Source organism: Pseudomonas sp. FG13 (genome assembly GCF_057809755.1).
Map to the genome: position 1 here is coordinate 150,320 of NZ_JBMDKO010000006.1, position 17,671 is coordinate 167,990.

21 protein-coding genes are annotated in these 17,671 nt (G+C 60.1%); 11 read left to right on the forward strand and 10 right to left on the reverse strand.

Going from position 1 to position 17,671, the window contains the following annotated elements; translation table 11 throughout:
- Positions 1-97 precede the first annotated feature (97 nt).
- Together ACODTO_RS08190 and ACODTO_RS08195 are read right to left on the reverse strand one after the other, a co-directional pair.
- Positions 98-2,083, reverse strand: coding sequence for a M10 family metallopeptidase C-terminal domain-containing protein (locus ACODTO_RS08190; RefSeq protein WP_489106261.1), 1,986 nt, complete (start codon positions 2,081-2,083; stop codon positions 98-100).
- 166 nt (positions 2,084-2,249) lie between these two features.
- Positions 2,250-3,161 carry a hypothetical protein gene (locus ACODTO_RS08195; RefSeq protein ID WP_464709243.1) on the reverse strand — a complete coding sequence of 304 codons (912 nt, stop codon included), beginning with the start codon at positions 3,159-3,161 and terminating at the stop codon, positions 2,250-2,252.
- A gap of 43 nt (positions 3,162-3,204) precedes the next feature.
- Between ACODTO_RS08195 and ACODTO_RS08200 the strand changes: the two genes are divergently transcribed.
- Entirely contained in the window at positions 3,205-3,750 is a 546-nt protein-coding gene (locus ACODTO_RS08200; RefSeq protein WP_139648588.1) for a hypothetical protein, read from the forward strand.
- Positions 3,751-3,945: 195 nt separating this feature from the next.
- On the opposite strand, the gene ACODTO_RS08205 is transcribed toward ACODTO_RS08200, so the two are convergent.
- Positions 3,946-4,581, reverse strand: a complete 636-nt coding sequence (locus tag ACODTO_RS08205; protein ID WP_139648586.1) for a hypothetical protein — start codon at positions 4,579-4,581, stop codon at positions 3,946-3,948.
- Between the two features lie 133 nt (positions 4,582-4,714).
- Positions 4,715-5,602 (reverse strand): MerR family transcriptional regulator, encoded by an 888-nt coding sequence (locus ACODTO_RS08210; protein ID WP_139648584.1) that lies wholly within the window; start codon positions 5,600-5,602, stop codon positions 4,715-4,717.
- 147 nt (positions 5,603-5,749) lie between these two features.
- On the opposite strand from ACODTO_RS08210, the gene ACODTO_RS08215 reads away from it, so the two are divergent.
- The 7 genes from ACODTO_RS08215 to ACODTO_RS08245 all read left to right on the forward strand — a co-directional run bounded on the left by ACODTO_RS08215 (position 5,750) and on the right by ACODTO_RS08245 (position 11,256).
- Positions 5,750-6,196 carry a PAS domain S-box protein gene (locus tag ACODTO_RS08215; protein ID WP_139648582.1) on the forward strand — a complete coding sequence of 149 codons (447 nt, stop codon included), beginning with the start codon at positions 5,750-5,752 and terminating at the stop codon, positions 6,194-6,196.
- 103 nt (positions 6,197-6,299) lie between these two features.
- A complete protein-coding gene (locus ACODTO_RS08220; RefSeq protein WP_139648580.1) occupies positions 6,300-6,722 on the forward strand; it encodes a nuclear transport factor 2 family protein in 423 nt (140 codons plus the stop codon).
- Positions 6,719-7,474, forward strand: a complete 756-nt coding sequence (locus tag ACODTO_RS08225; protein ID WP_139648579.1) for an SDR family NAD(P)-dependent oxidoreductase — start codon at positions 6,719-6,721, stop codon at positions 7,472-7,474. Before ACODTO_RS08220 ends, ACODTO_RS08225 begins: the two co-directional genes overlap by 4 nt.
- Positions 7,475-7,477: 3 nt before the next feature.
- A complete protein-coding gene (locus ACODTO_RS08230; protein WP_139648577.1) occupies positions 7,478-8,725 on the forward strand; it encodes an NAD(P)/FAD-dependent oxidoreductase in 1,248 nt (415 codons plus the stop codon).
- The gene (locus tag ACODTO_RS08235; protein WP_489106262.1) at positions 8,722-9,531 is read left to right on the forward strand and encodes a DUF1365 domain-containing protein; all 810 of its coding nucleotides are present in this window, start codon (positions 8,722-8,724) and stop codon (positions 9,529-9,531) included. Before ACODTO_RS08230 ends, ACODTO_RS08235 begins: the two co-directional genes overlap by 4 nt.
- Positions 9,506-10,768, forward strand: a complete 1,263-nt coding sequence (locus tag ACODTO_RS08240) for an SAM-dependent methyltransferase (RefSeq protein WP_175385838.1) — start codon at positions 9,506-9,508, stop codon at positions 10,766-10,768. Before ACODTO_RS08235 ends, ACODTO_RS08240 begins: the two co-directional genes overlap by 26 nt.
- Positions 10,768-11,256 (forward strand): DUF2878 domain-containing protein, encoded by a 489-nt coding sequence (locus tag ACODTO_RS08245; RefSeq protein ID WP_175385839.1) that lies wholly within the window; start codon positions 10,768-10,770, stop codon positions 11,254-11,256. Before ACODTO_RS08240 ends, ACODTO_RS08245 begins: the two co-directional genes overlap by 1 nt.
- A gap of 18 nt (positions 11,257-11,274) precedes the next feature.
- On the opposite strand, the gene ACODTO_RS08250 is transcribed toward ACODTO_RS08245, so the two are convergent.
- The 3 genes from ACODTO_RS08250 to ACODTO_RS08260 are packed head-to-tail and all read right to left on the reverse strand — an operon-like array spanning position 11,275 to position 12,655.
- The gene (locus ACODTO_RS08250; RefSeq protein ID WP_175362144.1) at positions 11,275-11,580 is read right to left on the reverse strand and encodes a DUF6482 family protein; all 306 of its coding nucleotides are present in this window, start codon (positions 11,578-11,580) and stop codon (positions 11,275-11,277) included.
- Entirely contained in the window at positions 11,577-12,113 is a 537-nt protein-coding gene (locus ACODTO_RS08255; RefSeq protein ID WP_139648566.1) for a DUF3833 domain-containing protein, read from the reverse strand. Before ACODTO_RS08255 ends, ACODTO_RS08250 begins: the two co-directional genes overlap by 4 nt.
- Before the next feature lie 2 nt (positions 12,114-12,115).
- Entirely contained in the window at positions 12,116-12,655 is a 540-nt protein-coding gene (locus tag ACODTO_RS08260) for a chalcone isomerase family protein (RefSeq protein WP_489106263.1), read from the reverse strand.
- A 110-nt stretch (positions 12,656-12,765) separates the two neighbouring features.
- Between ACODTO_RS08260 and ACODTO_RS08265 the strand changes: the two genes are divergently transcribed.
- Positions 12,766-13,257: a DUF1543 domain-containing protein gene (locus ACODTO_RS08265; RefSeq protein WP_139648562.1), complete on the forward strand. Its 492-nt coding sequence runs from the start codon at positions 12,766-12,768 to the stop codon at positions 13,255-13,257.
- A 19-nt stretch (positions 13,258-13,276) separates the two neighbouring features.
- Here the strand turns inward: ACODTO_RS08265 and ACODTO_RS08270 are convergent, their stop codons facing one another.
- Positions 13,277-14,278 carry an NADP-dependent oxidoreductase gene (locus ACODTO_RS08270; RefSeq protein ID WP_489106264.1) on the reverse strand — a complete coding sequence of 334 codons (1,002 nt, stop codon included), beginning with the start codon at positions 14,276-14,278 and terminating at the stop codon, positions 13,277-13,279.
- Between the two features lie 167 nt (positions 14,279-14,445).
- Between ACODTO_RS08270 and ACODTO_RS08275 the strand changes: the two genes are divergently transcribed.
- Entirely contained in the window at positions 14,446-15,048 is a 603-nt protein-coding gene (locus tag ACODTO_RS08275) for a TetR family transcriptional regulator (protein ID WP_139648558.1), read from the forward strand.
- Positions 15,049-15,155: 107 nt separating this feature from the next.
- Here ACODTO_RS08275 and ACODTO_RS08280 read toward each other — a convergent pair whose 3' ends face one another.
- On the reverse strand, positions 15,156-16,367 hold the full coding sequence (locus tag ACODTO_RS08280) for an MFS transporter (RefSeq protein WP_139648556.1): 1,212 nt from the start codon (positions 16,365-16,367) through the stop codon (positions 15,156-15,158).
- Positions 16,368-16,463: 96 nt separating this feature from the next.
- On the opposite strand from ACODTO_RS08280, the gene ACODTO_RS08285 reads away from it, so the two are divergent.
- A complete protein-coding gene (locus tag ACODTO_RS08285) occupies positions 16,464-17,285 on the forward strand; it encodes an AraC family transcriptional regulator (RefSeq protein ID WP_139648731.1) in 822 nt (273 codons plus the stop codon).
- A 220-nt stretch (positions 17,286-17,505) separates the two neighbouring features.
- On the opposite strand, the gene ACODTO_RS08290 is transcribed toward ACODTO_RS08285, so the two are convergent.
- Complete coding sequence (locus tag ACODTO_RS08290) at positions 17,506-17,670, reverse strand: DUF2986 domain-containing protein (protein ID WP_139648554.1); 165 nt, start codon at positions 17,668-17,670, stop codon at positions 17,506-17,508.
- Position 17,671: the final 1 nt, after the last annotated feature.

Sequence of the window (17,671 nt, forward strand, 5' to 3'; positions counted from 1 at the left end):
TTTTGGCCGGAAGCAGCCTGTCCCGCTGACCGATTGTTGTTGACGAAGACCCTTACGGACGTAGTATCGCCGCCCCCAAAAACATCCGAAAAAGGTCCTACACCCAGTGATCCACCACTCCTATCAATTGAAAGACCTCATCCCCCGAGGGCTCGGCGAAGATGATGTCCAGGTTCCGGTAACCGGAGTGGTCCCCTACCAAACTCAACTCGAATCGAGCCCCATGGGCGTCGGCTTCGTAGTTCTTCAAGTACGTCAGGTTCTTGGCTTCGTTGAACACCACGTCCAACGTGCCGTTGTAACCATTGCCCAGCTGCGTAAAGCCCAAGGCGGACAGATCGATCCTGTCTTCACCCGCGGTATAGTCAATCAGCCGATCTGAGTGGTTTTCGGTGGCGGTACGGTAGCTGTCGCTCAGTGCGTCGAAGCGAAACACATCGTTGTTGCCGCCGCCCACCAACAGGTCCCGGCCCTCCCCGCCAACCAAGATGTCGTTTCCTAGCGCTCCATGAAGACGATCATCGCCCGCCAATCCTTCGATGATTTCACCTCGAGCGTTGCCTTGTAGACGATCGGCCTCTTCGGTACCAATCAAATTGGCTTGCTGAAACAGAAGGTTGGTTTCATTCAGCGTTTGGCTCAAGTCACCGTCGAAGACCAGTTCGAAGCGTTCCCCATTTGCGTTGGTATCGAAACTTTTGAGGTAGGTCTGCGTCCCGCTTTCATTGACTCGTATCGCCAGCGTTCCGTCATGTCCATTGCCCAGCCCGAGGAAGCCCAGGGAGAAGAGCTCGATGGTATCGGTGCTGGGGTCGAAGTCGGTGATTCGGTCGCTATGGGCCGCCGTTGCGGTTCGGTAACTGTCTGTAATTGACTGGTAACGGAACGTATCGGTCCCGGCACCGCCCGTCAGCAGGTCACGGCCTTGCTGGCCATCGAGCAGATCGTTACCGGCCCCGCCCAAGATCGCATCGTCGAACGAGGCGGTACCCAGCAAGAAGTCATCATCGTTGCCACCGTCAAGGTGGTGATAGCCGTCGTCGGGATTGCCAAAGCTGTGGTCCAGGCTGCCGTCGGCGTTCAACTGAACCAAGGCAGCCAGATAGCCGTCCGCGCTCGTTCCCTGGCTTCCGCCAATCAACAGCTTGCCGTCGGCCAGCACGATCATGTCGGCGACTGCGAAAGGAGCGCTTTCCGACCCCCAACTGACCTGCCCCTGATGACCGAAATCGGTGTCGAGCGAGCCGTCGGCGTTGAGCCGGATCACGGTCGCCACGCCACCCGAGGCGCCCGCCAGGAGGATTTTGCCGTCGTCCTGGATGACGAGGGCGTTTGCATGAACATCCAGGGCCAGGCTGCCCCCGTTCGCAAAGCTGCTATCCAGAGTACCGTCCTGGTTGAGGCGGGTCAGGGTATCTCGCCCCGTGACCAATACCTTTCCGTCTTCCTGCAGCGAAACGTCGATCATGCTGGCGGGGTGAATGCCGACGGACGCCGGCAGGTCCAGGATCCCGCCCTCGGCGAAAGACGAGACCAAGGTCCCCGTCGCGTCGAAGCGGGCGATATGGATCTCCCCGGAGGGATACCCGGCGCTTGCGAAAAAGCTGCCGTCGGTTTGTACAGAGAACGACGCTTGTTGGCTTAGAAAGTCATTCCAGTAGAAAGGCACTGTCGCGGTGCCTCCGTTCCCGAAACTCATATCGAGGCTGCCGTCAGCCAAGGTACGACTTATGCCCGACACCCAGGCGTCGCCAACTTTCACGTAATGCGTCACCAGGTACCCGCCTCCCGGCTGCACCGCGGCATTACCGCCGTCCTCGATATCGAGCGACACAGGCAGGAGCGATTTACCGTCTTCACTGAAGCTGCGGTCCAGGCTTCCGTTAGCGTTGAACCGGACCAGGCTACCGGTGAAGCCTGAATCCTCTTCGCCTCCTAGTCCCAGGCGACTATAAGCGCCAAGCCAGATAGCACCGTCCGGATCGACCGTGATGCCTCCGATTTTGTCCGAGCCCCATAAGGGCGTGACCACCATGCCTGTATTCCGCACAGCTGAAGCGGCGGGCGAAATGCTCTGGCCCATGTCCATGCCTCCGTTAGCCATCTGTCGCCCGAAACCATAGACACGGGTCAGTCTGGTTGCCACTTTACGAGACGAAAGGAGGTTCTTGGGCGCCCCCCTACGCTGCTATCGATGCAACCAATCCCCTTCTCGCTAAATGCGGCCCCAGCCGATTTGCCCATCTGAATCACTTCACCGATGGTGAGGCAACAACAGGCACCGGTGGTACTGTAACGCCTAAATACTTCGCAATTCGCGCTGTGTCTTCTCGGCACCCATGGGCGAAAGCCAATCTCAAGAATCCCGCCTTGGATGCTTTCGTTTGCTCGTTTGCTCCCGACATAGCCAGCGTGTAATAACCCTCCGCGCGGAAATCCTCGGCGCTCAATGCTTGGGGCCTCGCATTGTCCACGACCCATTGGACAGCGTCTTCGCCCGGCTGCAACGCTGGTTTGTGCTTGGGAAAGCAGTATGGGAATGAGGTCATTAGCGGGTACTCCGACAAATAGGGATCCCGGCCCTCAATCGTCACCCGAAGTATTTCCAGCCGCCTGGAGTACTCTTCGCTGGGCGGGTAAAAATCAACGCATTTGGCATACTCCAAAGCACCCGCCATCAGTCCACGCTCGGCGGCACGACTATATAGCTCACACATGTCCTTGTTGTCTTTAAATGGCTTTTTTGCAAACAGCAGCTTAGCCTTTTGGTACATCGCGACGGCGTGCCCAGCGGCGATGGCATTATCCAGGTGCGTGTACATGCGCTTGCTGATGTTGATTAACTCATCAGCAAGTGCTCTTCCTTTCGCCGGGTCAGTGTCAGCCTGCGCAGCCAGGGTCTGAAGTTGCGCATAGCCGTTTTGTAAATCATCCATGTCCTTCTGTGCTGCGAGATACTCGGCAATAGCTTCAGGCCGCGGTGCTTCAGCGAATGACAACGAAGAAATGAAGCTAAGACACAGAATTGAAAGGCAACGGTGGTACATGCAAAACACCTTGGTGAGTAAATGAGAAATTTTTCTGATGTGATTATTCGCGAGAGGCCAATTTTGGCCCATCACCCACAACAGCGCTTCCAATCCTTGATAGCTTAATGCCATCCACCGATAATCCCCCTTCCAAAAAAGCACATAAGGACTTGCTGTGAAGAAGCTCTACCTGGCTCTACCGTTCTGCGCTCTCCTGCTCCAAGGCTGCGGCGTCACCATGGCTCGCTATGAACCCAATTTCCAGAACGTCCAGCAGCTCAAGCAACATGAGCCGATGCACCCCCTGCGCGAAGCCCAGGTGAATGCCGATTCCGGCCAAGGGTCGCTGATGGTGCGCATGAACCCGATCTCTTCCCCCGCAGGCAGCGTTCCACTGCACATCCAGGCGGCGATCAACGATGAGCTGCGCCAGGCGGGTCTGCTGGACCCACGTGCTGACCGGCAATTGCAGGTTCAACTGATCAAGAACCAGCTCACTGCCGGCATGGGCAGCGGTCATGGCGAGCTGTCTGCGCGCTTCACGCTACGCAAGGGTGACCAGGTTCTCTACGAAACCACCAAGGACGTGCAGCGTGAGTGGGATAGCAGTTTCTTCGGCCCGATCGCCATTCCGGCGGCTGCGAACAACTACAACCCGATGGTGCAGGACCTGCTCAAGAATTTGTACAGCGATCCACAATTCACTCAAGCGTTGAAGTAAGCACAAATAAAGAGCCGCAATCGCAGCTAATGCCAGTCAGTTAAGCTACACACCTGTGGGAGCAAAGCTTGCTCGCGATTGCGGTAAGTCAGTCAGCAGTAATGTTGACTGGTCTGTCGTTATCGCGAGCAAGCTTTGCTCCCACAGGCTTTGCTGACGGCTATTACGCAATCGCAGCTCTTTTCTTATCGGCTGTCAGCCCCGTGGAATGCGGGTGTCGACAGCGGAGTATCTCATGCGGTTGTTGTCGACCCAGTTCTTCAACAGCGCATTGACCTGGCGGTTGAAGGTGTCGGTGACGGCCGCCTTGGGGGTGTTGCCTGCCAGCGGCAGGAACCAGATGCCGATCCAGGTGTTGATCGCGTCGTGGTTGCTGGTCTTGGCCAACGATTGACCACGCTCGTCCACGGTTTCCAGGCTCATGGTGTACTGATCTGTTCCCAGTGCAGGAATAACCCCGAGCGAAAAACCGCTGATGAACGCCAGGACCATTTGCCCACCGCCTGGCGCGTGGTTGTACACCTTCAGGCGCAGGCTGTAGTCGCCGGGTTGCTTCTGGAACTCATCGAAAACCACACGGCCAAACAGCCCTGATTCATCGAAGGTACGTTTCAGCTCGGGCTTGAGCATGTCCCGGGCTTGCGGCATCTCGGTGGCCTTGGCGCTGTCGGGTTCGCCCTGGTAGAAATCGAAGTCGACATAGACGTTCGGCTTGTTCGAGTAGCTGGCCATCGAAGGCAGGTTCACGGGGGCGACTTCATCTTTGGTGAAGCTGGCGCAGCCAGTGAGGCTCAGGGCCAGGGCGAGGCCTATGGCTTTTCCAAATTGCATATCATCTTCCTTGCGTAATTTGCTATATGCCGCTCATGGAGAGGGTGGCGGATTCTAGCGGGATCCAACTAAAATCAAAAGGCCATCACTTGGATGGCCTGAATGCTTGTCCGCAGAGTCGTGCAAACGCTGGTCACAGATCCAGGTTGCCCCTGATCAAGGCGTTGAGCACGCCCTCGACATCGGCGTCCTGTTGGTTCAACAGGCACAGCGGAATGCCTTCCAAGGCGGCTTGCGAACGGTCCAGCCCCGCGCCCATCAGGGCCAATGGACAAGCGATGTCCATCTGCAACGAACGCAGGCGCTTGGCCAGGATGGGGTTCACCGGCGCTTGCAGCGCAATCACCAGTGCTGCTGGCTGGATGGCCGCGCACACCAGGGGAAGTTCCTCCAATGGCTGCCCGCAGCCGAGCACCTCGACGCCTTGTTGCTTGCCGCCCAGCAGCACCCCGGCGCACAGCAACTGCAGTTCGGCATGCCCTTCGGTGCCTGCCAGCAGCACCCGCGGCGTCTCCACCTGATTCGTCTGCAGGCGCAGCAGCAGCCGGCCACGCAGGAACGTGTCGAGGAACAGCCATTGGCTGCACTCACCCGGCGCACTGCCCGAAGCCAGGTCATGCCAGACCGGCATCAGCACCTTGCGCAGCGCGACAGCCTTGGGCAAAACCAAGAACAGCTGGCGATAGAGCGCATCCAGAGCCTGGGTATCGAAAGCTCTCGTGGCGTGCACGACGGCCTCACGCCAATCGTCAAGCTCGCTGTCCTGGGGTGGGACCACCTCACGCTGGCCTTCGAGCATTTCGCCGACTTTGCTGATGGACAAGCCTGCGGCCGTCCAGCGCAGGATGTCGCGTATGCGCTGCACGTCATTGGCCGTGTACAACCGATGGCCACCGTCGGTGCGCTGCGGGCGGATCAGCCCATGGCGCCGCTCCCAGGCACGCAGTGTCACCGGATTGATGCCGGTCAGGCTGACCACATCACGCATGGGCAGCAAATCGGGTGAAGTGGCTTCAGTCATATGAGGGGTTTATCCGAAAGGTGGCACATTCTAAACCCATACAGTCTTTCTGCGGCGAGCATCCGTAGGTCATCATGTGGCAAACCGCGCCGGCGCTCCGCACAGGTGCGCTACGCAGACTGCTGCATAATTTCGTGGGTGGGCCAAATGATCGACGCAAAACTCCTGCAATTGATGGTCGAGAACTCCAACGATGGCATCGTCGTCGCCGAGCAGGAGGGCAGCGACAGTATCCTCATCTACACCAACCCCGCCTTCGAGCGTCTCACCGGTTATAGCGCCGATGACATCCTCTACCAGGACTGCCGCTTTCTCCAGCGCCAGGATCATGAACAGGCAGGCATCGCCGCCATCCGCGAAGCGATCAGCCAAGGCAGGCCCTGCCGTCAGGTCCTGCGTAACTACCGCAAGGACGGCAGCCTGTTCTGGAACGAATTGTCCATCACGCCCGTGCACAACGAGGCGGACCAACTGACGTACTACATCGGCATCCAACGCGACGTCACGGCGCAAATAGCCGCCGAGGAGCAGGTTCGCGCGCTGGAAGCAGAAGTTGCGCAGCTGCGCCAGCAACTCGCCGAGGCCAATCGCTGAAGAAATAACTGTACAAGAGGATTGACTTGTACAGATTTAACCGTACGCTTCAGACATACCTGTACAACATTTCTTTTTTGTACAGGATTACCTGGAGCGCCCCATGTCAGCTTACCTACAGCAATTCGCCGAGGCGTTCGCCACCCTCACGGGAGACAATCTCGACGCGGTGGAAAAGCTGTACAGCGAAGACATTATCTTCTGCGATCCCCTGCATCAGATTCAGGGCCTGACGGACCTGCGGGCCTACCTCACCGAGCTGTACGCCAACGCCGACGATATTCGCTATGCCTTCGCCGGCGCCGACGAAGTCCGCCCTGGCGAGGGTTACCTGCGCTGGACCTTGCAATTCCGCCACCCACGCCTGGCCCGCGGCCAGCCGATCACTTTGCAAGGCTGCAGTCACTTGCTGTGGCGCGACCGGGTTCATTTTCACCAGGACTATTTCGACGCAGGTGCCCTGCTCTATGAACACATTCCGGTCATGGGCGGCGCTATCCGCTGGCTCAAAGGCAGGTTGGCATGAGCCGCTGCTGGTTGACCGGTGCCAGCAGCGGTATCGGTGCCGCGCTCGCGCAAAGCCTGCTGGAGCAAGGCCACCAAGTGGCTTTGGGCGGTCGTCACGCGGATAGCCTGGCGTCTCTGGCGGAACGTTTTCCAGGCCAGGTGCTGCTGGCGATCGGCGATCTCGATGACCCGGAGCAAGTCGCCGAGATCGCAGCCCGGATCCAGCTGGCTTGGGGAGCGCTGGACATGGCGATCTTCAATGCCGGTACCTGCGAATACCTGGAGCCTGGCCATTTCGACCCGGCCGTGGTCGAGCGCGTGATCCGCACCAATCTCATGGGGGTCAGCTACTGCCTGGCGGCCGCCCTGCCCTTGCTACGCGCCGGCCATCGTCCTCACCTGGTGGTGATGGGCAGTTCAGTGACCTGGCTGGCGTTGCCCCGCGCCGGTGCCTACGGCGCGTCCAAGGCGGCCGTGCGCTATCTGGTGGAGTCGCAGCGTATCGACCTGACCCGCGAAGGCATCGACGTCACCCTGGTCAGCCCGGGCTTCGTCGACACGCCACTGACCCGCCGCAACGATTTCCCCATGCCGCAACTGTGGTCGGCACAGCGCGCCGCCCGGCATATCGCCAAGCGCCTGTCGCGGCGCCCATTGGAGATCAATTTTCCCGGCATTTTCACTCTGGCGTTGCGCCTGCTCGGGGCCATGCCCGCGCGCTTGCGCCTGGTACTGGGCCAACGCCTGGCTCGCCATGAACAGGACCGATGATCGATGCGTATAGCAATCATTGGCAGCGGCATCGCGGGCCTGACCTGCGCCTACCTGCTGTCCCGCAAACACGAAGTGACGGTTTTCGAGGCGGACGAATGGATCGGCGGCCATACCCATACCGTCGATGTGAACTGGCGCGGCGAACGGCATGCCATCGACACCGGCTTCATCGTCTTCAACGACTGGACCTATCCGAACTTCATCCGCTTGCTCGATCAGCTCAAGGTTGCCTCACGGCCGACCGAGATGAGTTTCTCCGTGCATGACCCGCTCACTGGCCTGGAATACAACGGTCACGACCTGAACACGCTGTTTGCCCAGCGCAGCAATCTGGTGTCGCCGGAGTTCTGGGGAATGTTGCGCGACATCCTGCGCTTCAACCGCCAGTCACTCGCAGACCTGGACGCCCGACGTATCGACGCCAGCACCACGCTGGGCAGTTACCTCCGGGCGCAGGGCTACGGTCATCGCTTCATCAAACACTACATCGTGCCCATGGGGTCGGCGATCTGGTCGATGTCCCCCGCGGACATGCTCGACTTCCCCCTGCAGTTCTTCGTGCGTTTCTGTCGCAACCACGGCTTGCTGTCGGTGAGTCAGCGCCCGCAATGGCGGGTCATCGAAGGTGGCTCGCGCAGTTACGTCGCGCCGCTGTGCCAACCGTTCGCGGAACGCATTCGCCTCAACTGCAAGGTTCGCCGCGTCAGCCGTGACGAAGGTGGTGTAACGCTTATCAGCGCCGCCGGCCCGGAGCGTTTCGACACGGTGGTGTTCGCCTGCCACAGCGACCAGGCCCTGAAACTGCTGGAAACCCCAAGCCTGCAAGAGCGCGCCGTGCTGGGCGCCATCCACTACGCCGAGAATGACGTCGTGCTGCACACCGACAGCCGCCTGCTGCCGCGTCGCCGGAGGGCCTGGGCCAGCTGGAACTATCGCCTCGGCGGCAGCGACCAGGCTCCGGCGGCGGTGACCTACAACATGAACATCCTGCAAGGCATCCAGGCAGCGGAGACGTTCTGTGTGAGCCTCAACCAGACGGCTCTGGTGGACCCGGCAAAGATCATCGCCCGCTTCCAGTACGCCCATCCGCAATACAGCCTCGCCGCATCTGCCGCGCAAGCGAACCAGGCGCAACTGCAGGGCCAGCAATTGACCTACTACTGCGGCGCCTATTGGGGTAACGGCTTTCACGAGGACGGGGTGGTCAGCGCGCTGAAGGTGGCTGAACATTTTGGAGAGACGTTGTGAACAGCAGCCTTTGCCTGGGCTGGATCAGCCACCGTCGCTTGTCGCCGCAACGTCATGCCTTTCGCTACCGGACCGGCCTGTTCTACCTGGACCTGGACGAGCAGGCCTGGCTACTCGGCCTGTCGCGCTGGCTAGGACGCTGGCACCTGGCGCCGCTTAGCTGGCGCGAGACCGACTACCTACCCGCCCGGACCCGACAAGGCGAGTCATTGGCCCAGGCCGCCCGCCTACTGGTCGGACAGGCCACGGGGCAAACGCCCGACGGCCCGGTTCGCCTGCTCACCCAACTGCGTTGCTGGGGCCTGTCGTTCAACCCGGTGAGTTTCTATTTCTGCCATGACCGCGACGGGCACCTGGCGGCGATCCTGCTTGAAGTGCGCAACACGCCGTGGCGTGAACGTTTCCATTACGTGCTGCCGGTGGAAGGCAACCTCGCCAGACCGTTCGCCGTGGCCAAAGCCTTCCATGTGTCGCCGTTCATGCCACTGGACATGGACTATCACCTGCGATTTGCGTTGGACGAGCGACACGTGCGCATTCACATGGAGAACTGGCAAGGCGCCGACAAGGTTTTCGAGGCGGACCTTGCCTTGCGCCGCCAGCCGCTGGATCGAAAGGCGCTGCACCGATACATCCTGACTTTCCCATGGATGAGCCTGCGCACTGTCTCGGCCATTTATTGGCAAGCCCTGCGCCTGTTGTTCAAACGCACCCCCATCCATGACCACACGACCTGCCAGGGCGACCTGGCGCTCGGCCAACCTTGCGAGAACCCCGACCATGTCCAACCCAACCCTGAGCGTTAACAAGTCCACAGGCCTGGCGCCGTTGCTCGGCGGGCTGGCGCGCAGTGCCGTGCTCGCTCAACTGGGCAAACTGCGCCACGGTCATCTGCGGCTGCTCAGTCATGGGCGCCAGTGGAACTTCGGTGATGCCGCCAGTCCGTTGCAGGCCGAAGTGGAGATCCTCGATGACACCACCTGGGGCATGATTGCCGGCAATGGCTCGATCGGCGCGGGCGAGGCCTACATCCACGGCTTCTGGCGCAGCCCGGATCTGGCGCTGGTGACCCGCCTGTTCGTCGCCAACCTGGACGTGCTCGATGCCCTGGAAGGCGGCCTGGCGCGCTTGGGGCGCCCGGCCCTGCGGCTGCTGCATCGGCTGAACCACAACAGCCGGCGCGGTTCCCGACGCAATATCCTGGCCCACTACGACCTGGGCAATGCCCTGTTCGAGCGGCTACTGGACCCGACCATGATGTATTCGGCCGCCCAGTTCGAGCACCCTGGACAAACGCTGGAGCAAGCCCAGTTGCACAAGCTGGAAAGCATCTGCCAGAAACTTGAACTGCACCCCGGCGATCATCTGCTGGAGATCGGGTGTGGCTGGGGCAGCCTGGCGATCCACGCGGCCACCCGGCATGGTTGCCGGGTCACCACCACGACGCTTTCCGAGGCGCAATACGCCCATACCCTGCAACGCGTCCACGCCTTGGGGTTGGAGCAGCGTGTGACGGTGCTGCGTGAAGACTACCGCGACCTCAGGGGCACATTCGACAAGCTCGTCTCGATCGAAATGATCGAAGCGGTCGGCCACCGTTACCTGCCGGTGTACTTCCGCCAGTGTGCGGCACTGCTCAAACCCGATGGCCTCATGCTGTTGCAGGCAATCACCATTCGCGACCAGCGCTATGCCCAGGCACGCCGCTCGGTGGACTTCATCCAACGCTACATCTTCCCGGGCGGCGCCCTGCCCTCGCTGAGCGTGATGCTGGACACCGCCAGTCGTCACACCGGGCTCAACCTTGTGCACCTGGAGGATTTCGGCCTGGACTATGCCCGGACCCTGGAACACTGGCGCGACAACTTGCGCCAGGCCCGCACCGAACTGGCGACGCTGGGCTATGACGATACGTTCCAGCGTCTGTGGGAGTTCTACCTGTGTTATTGCCAGGGCGGTTTCCAGGAGCGCGCCATCGGCGTGGCGCAACTGCTTTGGGCTGCGCCTCAGGCACGGCGTGCGGCCTTGCCCGGGCAGGCTTGATGCCCGGGCGTTGGCAGGTCGCCAATGCACTTTGGTTGCAGGTCGGCTGGTGGATCTGCGTGCTGGGGGCCCAACGCCCCTGGCTGTTACTGCTGGTGCCCCTCGGCTTGGCCTTGCACCTGTGCTTGTGCCGGGATTTCAATGCCGAGGTAAAGGCCCTGCTGCGCACCGCACTGGCCGGCTGCGCGCTGGACAGCCTGCTGGGCGCATTTGACGTGTTCCGATTTGATAGCTGGCCACTGCCCCTGTGGCTGGCATTGTTGTGGCTGGTCCTGGCCAGCGGTTTGCGCCATAGCCTGGCCTGGGCCGGCGGGTCCTTTTGGCGCGGGGCGTTGCTGGGCGCAGTTGCAGGCCCGTTGGCGTACGTAGGCGGCGCCAGGGTGGCATATGTCGACTTGCCGCTGGGCACGATGGAAACCGGCCTGCTGTTGAGCGCGATCTGGGCGTTGGCCTTTCCCCTGCTCGTGCGCATCGCGGCGTGGCGCTGACCCGTGGCGTCTTCCGCTCTACCACTGGCTAGCCAGCGTCAACGGCAGCCGCAAGGGCGCGACGGGGCCGTCACGCTGCCCGCACATTTCATCATGCACCACGTGCTGCACCAGCGTGCAGGGCAACGGTGGCAGGTCAATCAACAACTGGCGCAGCTCGGTGGATGAACGCAATCGAACAGGCTGCCCCTGCGCATCGCTCAGTGTGACCGGGCCGGCAGCGGTCATGGCGCGCAGGATGTAGAAGCCGCCTTCCAGTGATAGCAGTTCAAGCGCTTCGACTTCCCCGGCCGCGACCCGCTCGATGAGGTTATTCAAATTCATGGCGTGCCCTCCGGCAGACGACGGAAAAACAAGGTGATCTGGCCGATCTCCACCCCCAGTTTGCTCATGCTCGAACGGTTGATCAGGGTGTCGTCATCCATCAGGTACATCCAGTCGTCCAGGTCTACTTCCCAGTGCCGCCCTTCGACCGGCAGGTCCAGTCGGTAACGCCAACGCAGCGCATTACCGGCCACTTCACCCTGGGCCTCGCCGATCACGTCCCCTGCCGTTCCACGCCAGCGACCCGGGCCGTCCGGCACAATCGTCCAGGTACGCTGCTGTCGCGTGCCGTCGCTGTAGAGGAAATGTTCGTCGAGGATCAGCCGCTCGCCTTCACGACGACTGTCGATGCGAACATGAAAGCGCTTGACCACTTCCCCTGACCGCTTCTGGAACATCCCCCAGGCCTGCACCGGTCGCGAGAAGAACGCCGCCAAGTCCAAATGCGGTTGTTCACCAGCGTAGTGGTCGACACCGACATTGCCGCAACTGCCGAGGAACAGGCAGGCGGCCAGCAACAGTGCTTTGTACATGTTCAGGTCCCTCGGTCGTTGTCGGCCAGGCCGAGCAGGCGCTGGCGCAATTGGGGGTCCCGGGCCCGCGGATCGAGCCAGATGGCGAAGAACGCCCGGGCAAACACCGGGTCGGCAATTTCATGGCTGAGCTTGCCGTCCACGTAGAAGCGGCAGCCCTTCCCCGGCAGATACAGGCCAGTGATGCGCATGCCGGGACGCACGTCCACGAATGCGGCCTCCATCGCCTGGGTCCAGGCCTCAAGGGACTGGGCCGTCACGCTGCCGGGGCCAAGCCGCTGCATTTCCTCAAGGCTGGCCTGCACCAGCGTTTCCCGGGACATCGATCGGTGGTAAAGCAGCTCCAGCGCGAAGGGCCGGTTCCAATCCTGCGCCGGGCCGGCGGTCCACAGCCGGGCGGTGTACAGACGCAGGCCGAACCAAGTGAAGTCCCCCTCACCCAGCCGTTGCGCGGTTGGCAGTGCCGCTCGCCAATCTGCGGCGGCCGACGACATCACCGTCAACATCAGGCAGAGGCAGGCCCAACGAACAGGATGCGCCATGAGGAACCTGTAGAATGATAAAATATCTGTACAAAGCTAGTTTCTTGTACAGATAAATGCAATTCATGTATAGATTTTTGCGCTGCACGGCCCCCTGAAAAGGAGTTTTCATGCTGTACGTAGTCATGCTCGGCGGTCGTCACCCCCGCGCCAGCATCGAGATACACGACGTGGTGTTCGCGCAGGCGGACTCGCTGGAACACGCTTATCCCCAACTGCGCCAGGCCTGGTTTGGTAGCCAAAAGGGTTTGCACATCGACGCCTGGCTGGAAGTGGACGGCATCGACACCTACCGGGTCGAACTCAGCCCAATGGCCCCAGGCCCTGATGAGCCAAGGCTGTTTTTCATCAACCTTGGCGGCTACGAGCGCGATGTGTTTGGCGAGGCTCACCGCTACCTGCTGGTGGTGGCTCGGGACAAAGCCCAGGCCAAGCAGCTGGGCAAGCGACGCATGCCGACGGACTGGCTCAAATCACACACCGACGCCGTGTTTGAGGTGGATGATTGCCTGCCGGTTGACTGGGTGAACGGCCATTATGTCCATCTGATCGCAGGTGCCCACAAGGGCATTCGCCAATGCAGCGATTACATCCAGATATGAAGTTTGGCCGCCAAGCCCCTTACTTGATCCTGACCACAACCTTCCCCTTCGCACGGCCCTGAGCCAAATAATCAAGCGCCCCCTTGGCTTGCTCGAAGGGAAAGACCTGATCGATCACTGGCTTGATGTGCCCGGCTCTGATCAGTTCGCCAATCGCATTCAATTGAGTTCCCTCCGGGCGAACGAAGAGAAATGAATAGCTGATGTCGTTTTTCTTCGCCAGGCCCATGATCTTGCGACTCATCAGGCCGAATACGAAGGCGAGGAAGAAGTTCAGCCGGCGAGTTTGCGCGAAGGCTTTGTCCAACGGGCCGATGAGGGAAACAATTTTTCCTCCGGGTTTGAGAATACCAACGGACTTTTCAAGGGTATCGCCCCTGGTCGTACCGAGTACCACATCGTATCCCTTCAGTACCTGTTCGAACGCCTGTTTCTTATAGTCGATCACTTCGTCCGCGCCCAAGTTGCCAACCCACTCGGTATTGATGGTGCTGGTGGTCGTGGCGACCTTGGCGCCCAGGTATTTTGCCAGTTGGATCGCGAACGTCCCGATGCCCCCCGAGCCAGCCGGTATAAATACTTTCTGACCGGATTCAAGGTGCGCACGCCCTTTCAACGCTTGCCAGGCGGTGAGCCCCACCATCGGAATAGAAGCGGCTTGCACGAAGTCCAGGTTGTCTGGCTTTAGCGCTGCAACACGCTCCGGTACGGCGACATACTCGGCGATTGAACCGATGCCAAGGTCAAACACACTGGCAAAAATGGCGTCACCGACCTTGAAGCGAGTCACAGCGCTTCCAACCTCCCTGACTACGCCAGCGAGATCGCTGCCCATCGTGGCGGGTAGCTGGAATTTCAAGACGGGTTTGAACATGCCGGTGGTAATCATGTTGTCGATCGGATTCAACCCGGCAGCGTGGACCTCGACCAATAATTCGTCAGGCTTGATGCTCGGGCGAGCAACTTGCTCAAACCCGACATCCGGCGACTTGCCATAGCGTTTGAATGTGAGTGCTTTCATATTGATTCCGATAGATGAATGGGGCTATGGCGTATCGCGGCTCAGATCTGATTTCGGCTTCCAATGGAAGTGCATATAATGATTACGACCAAACTCTAAAAAGTCAATATTTTGATGTCGGACGACATCAATGTATGCTGACGGCATAGAAAACACGTGGATAGACCATGAAAGTCTCGAAAAAACAGGCGCAGGAAAACCGTGCGCACATCGTGGCAACGGCATCGGCTCTCTTTCGAGAGCGCGGTTATGACGGCGTCGGTATAGCAGATTTGATGGCCGCCGCCGGTTTTACCCAGGGAGGGTTCTACAAGCATTTCAACTCCAAAGCCGATCTGATGGCGGAGTCGTCTGCGTGCGGCATTGAACAGTCTGCGGCGCTATTGGCTGGCGCCTCGGCTGAGGATTTCGTGAAGACCTACCTGGCGCGCGATCATCGCGATCATCGCGCCACAGGTTGCACACTGGCGGCCTTGTGCGCTGACGCCGCGCGCAAGGAAGAAACGGTTCGCACCACGTTTGCGGCCGGTATTGAAGCCCAGCTCGCGGCACTGTGTGAAGGCAGTAGCGAAGCGGACGGCCCAGACGCTGCGCAGGTCCGTGCAAAACATCTTGCCTTGATGGCCCATGCCCTTGGCGCCGTGGTCATGTCCCGCGCCTGTCCGGATGACTCGCCGCTGGCCGATGAAATTCTTGCGGTGTGCCGTGATGCGATTCTTGGAATGATCGCGCCCGCGGGAACGGCGGAGGCGGCCGAACAGGAAAAATGATGCTTGGGATGGCGAGGCTGCTCGCGATGGCAGCGGCACATTCAGCCTCTCGGTGACTGACATACCGCTTTCGCGAGCAGGCGCGCTCCCACAGAGGGATAGCGCTTTTAAACGCCTTTGGTCGAAGGCAGCAAAATGGTCAACACACCCAGCAACGGCAGGTAGGAACACAGCGTGTAGACATACTCGATACCGTGGATGTCAGCGAGGTAGCCCAGCAACGCAGCGCCGATGCCGCCGAAACCAAACATCAGGCCGAAGAACACGCCGGCAATCATGCCGACATTGCCCGGTACCAGCTCCTGGGCAAAGACGACGATGGCGGAGAACGCCGAGGCGAGGACGAAGCCGATGATCATGCTGAGCACGCCGGTCCAGAACAGGTCCACATAAGGCAGCGCCAGGGTGAAAGGCGCGACGCCGAGGATCGAGAACCAGATGACCTTCTTGCGACCGATCTTGTCACCGATAGGGCCGCCGAAGAACGTGCCGGCCGCCACCGACCCCAGGAAGAGGAACAGGTACAGCTGGGAGCTGGTCACCGACAGGTGGAATTTTTCGATCAGGTAGAACGTGAAGTAGCTGGTGAAACTCGCCATGTAGAAATATTTGGAGAACACCAGCAACGCCAGGACCACCAGCGCAGCGGTCACCCGGCCCTTGGACAGGCCGTGGGTTGCCTTGCCGCCCTGTTTCAACTTGAACAGGTTGAGGTGGTTGCGGTACCAACGACTCAGGCCGTACTGCACGAAGATGGCGAAGACGGCAAACAGACCGAACCAGGCAACATGGCCTTGACCATATGGGATCACAATGGCCGCGGCCAGCAACGGACCGAAGGCACTGCCCGCATTGCCGCCGACCTGGAACGTCGACTGCGCCAGACCATAGCGACCACCTGAAGCGAGCCGTGCGACACGGGAGGTTTCCGGGTGGAAGGTTGAAGAGCCGATGCCCACCAATGCGGAAGCGATGAGGATCGCGCCAAAACTGCCGACGAACGCCAGCATCATGATGCCGATGAGGGTGCAGACCATCCCGGCAGGCAACAGCCAGGGTTTGGGATGACGATCCGTGTGATAGCCCACCCACGGTTGCAACAGCGAGGCGGTCAGTTGGAACGTCAGGGTGATCAATCCCACTTGGGTGAACGTCAGGCCGTAGTTGGCCTTCAGCATCGGATAGATGGAAGGCAGCACGGCCTGAATGAGGTCATTGATCAGGTGCGCGAGGGCACAGGCACCGATGACCCGCATGACAAGCGGGCTCGTTTGGTTGACGACGGATGCCGTGGTCGAGGCTGTGGCGGTGGTGGACATGACAAAAGCTTCCAGGCGATAGGTCTGAAAAAAAAACCTGGGCAGAAGGTGACAGCACTTTCTGACAGGCGCGTCGTCATCCTAGAATCCACGGAAATGTCTGTCTCACTGGACAAGGGAATCAACCATCGCAAAAAGGACATCATGATCAAGCCTTTGAATGAAGCGTTGCTCGAGATCGACGAAGGTGCCTGGACCATGATCGGCAGGGCAACCGATTACCCTGCGGATTGGTTCATCTCACCCCACTCCCATGAAAAGCACCAACTGATCTACGCCGTCGAAGGCGTGATGGTTGTACACACGGCATCGAGCCAGTGGACGGTGCCGTCGAACCGGGGGCTATGGATGCCATGCGGGCAGGTACATTCCGTGCGGTGCGTGGGGCACGTCAAAATGCGCAGCGTATTCGTCCGGCCTGATGCCGTGGCAGACCTTCCAACCGAAACGAAGGCCGTCAGCATTTCCGCCCTGTTGAGTGAGTTGATCAAGGTCGCCGTGCACCTGCCGCTCCCCCATGCCCCGAACACCCGCGCGGCCAGGGTGATGGCGTTGATCCTCGATGAGCTCGCCCTGCTCCCCACCCTGCCGCTGCACCTTCCGCAACCCACGGACCCGCGGATCAAGAAGATCTGCGTCACGCTGCAAGGCGACCCTGCCGATGGCTCGACACTGTCGGACTGGAGCGCCCGCCTCGGCCTTGACGGGAAGACGATCCAGCGGCTGTTTCGCAAGGAAACCGGGATTACTTTCGGACAATGGAGACAGCAGGCTCGCCTGCTGCAAGCGGTTGAGCGAATGGCGGTGGGAGAAAAAATCATCGATGTCGCGCTGGCACTGGGATACGACAGCCCCAGCGCGTTTACGAACATGTTCAGGAAGCAGTTCGGCAAGACGCCGAGCAAGTTTTTTACCTGAAAGGAGCGTTTCCAGATTTGCCAGTGGCGGCTGACAGGCCGCCATCGCGAGCAGGCTCGCTCCCACAGGGTTTGTGGTGAACACCACCCTGTGGCCACCCAGCAAAAATGTGGGAGCGAGCCTGCTCGCGATGGCGGCAGATATTGAACATTTCAGCGACTGACACTCCGCATTCGCGAGCAAGCCCGCTCCCACAGGTTCTGTGATCTACTCACTGACACTACTCAGTTTCAGGGATAGTGGCTGATTCTTCACTGGACTCAGCAGCCAGTTTCAATCGATCCGCTTTACTGATGTACTTGGGTTTGTTCTTCGGCGCCAACTTGGCACTCGCCTTTTTAGCGTGGGCCTTTAGTAGCTGCTTGATTTTTTTCTGACGATTCATA

Coding starts and splice junctions, on each gene's coding strand:
- ACODTO_RS08190 (WP_489106261.1), bottom strand. CDS start 2,083: ATGGGCCAGAGCATTTCGCCCGCCGCTTCAGCTGTGCGGAATACAGGC.
- ACODTO_RS08195 (WP_464709243.1), bottom strand. CDS start 3,161: ATGGCATTAAGCTATCAAGGATTGGAAGCGCTGTTGTGGGTGATGGGC.
- ACODTO_RS08205 (WP_139648586.1), bottom strand. CDS start 4,581: ATGCAATTTGGAAAAGCCATAGGCCTCGCCCTGGCCCTGAGCCTCACT.
- ACODTO_RS08210 (WP_139648584.1), bottom strand. CDS start 5,602: ATGACTGAAGCCACTTCACCCGATTTGCTGCCCATGCGTGATGTGGTC.
- ACODTO_RS08215 (WP_139648582.1), top strand. CDS start 5,750: ATGATCGACGCAAAACTCCTGCAATTGATGGTCGAGAACTCCAACGAT.
- ACODTO_RS08220 (WP_139648580.1), top strand. CDS start 6,300: ATGTCAGCTTACCTACAGCAATTCGCCGAGGCGTTCGCCACCCTCACG.
- ACODTO_RS08225 (WP_139648579.1), top strand. CDS start 6,719: ATGAGCCGCTGCTGGTTGACCGGTGCCAGCAGCGGTATCGGTGCCGCG.
- ACODTO_RS08230 (WP_139648577.1), top strand. CDS start 7,478: ATGCGTATAGCAATCATTGGCAGCGGCATCGCGGGCCTGACCTGCGCC.
- ACODTO_RS08240 (WP_175385838.1), top strand. CDS start 9,506: ATGTCCAACCCAACCCTGAGCGTTAACAAGTCCACAGGCCTGGCGCCG.
- ACODTO_RS08245 (WP_175385839.1), top strand. CDS start 10,768: ATGCCCGGGCGTTGGCAGGTCGCCAATGCACTTTGGTTGCAGGTCGGC.
- ACODTO_RS08250 (WP_175362144.1), bottom strand. CDS start 11,580: ATGAATTTGAATAACCTCATCGAGCGGGTCGCGGCCGGGGAAGTCGAA.
- ACODTO_RS08255 (WP_139648566.1), bottom strand. CDS start 12,113: ATGTACAAAGCACTGTTGCTGGCCGCCTGCCTGTTCCTCGGCAGTTGC.
- ACODTO_RS08260 (WP_489106263.1), bottom strand. CDS start 12,655: ATGGCGCATCCTGTTCGTTGGGCCTGCCTCTGCCTGATGTTGACGGTG.
- ACODTO_RS08265 (WP_139648562.1), top strand. CDS start 12,766: ATGCTGTACGTAGTCATGCTCGGCGGTCGTCACCCCCGCGCCAGCATC.
- ACODTO_RS08270 (WP_489106264.1), bottom strand. CDS start 14,278: ATGAAAGCACTCACATTCAAACGCTATGGCAAGTCGCCGGATGTCGGG.
- ACODTO_RS08275 (WP_139648558.1), top strand. CDS start 14,446: ATGAAAGTCTCGAAAAAACAGGCGCAGGAAAACCGTGCGCACATCGTG.
- ACODTO_RS08280 (WP_139648556.1), bottom strand. CDS start 16,367: ATGTCCACCACCGCCACAGCCTCGACCACGGCATCCGTCGTCAACCAA.
- ACODTO_RS08285 (WP_139648731.1), top strand. CDS start 16,464: ATGTCTGTCTCACTGGACAAGGGAATCAACCATCGCAAAAAGGACATC.
- ACODTO_RS08290 (WP_139648554.1), bottom strand. CDS start 17,670: ATGAATCGTCAGAAAAAAATCAAGCAGCTACTAAAGGCCCACGCTAAA.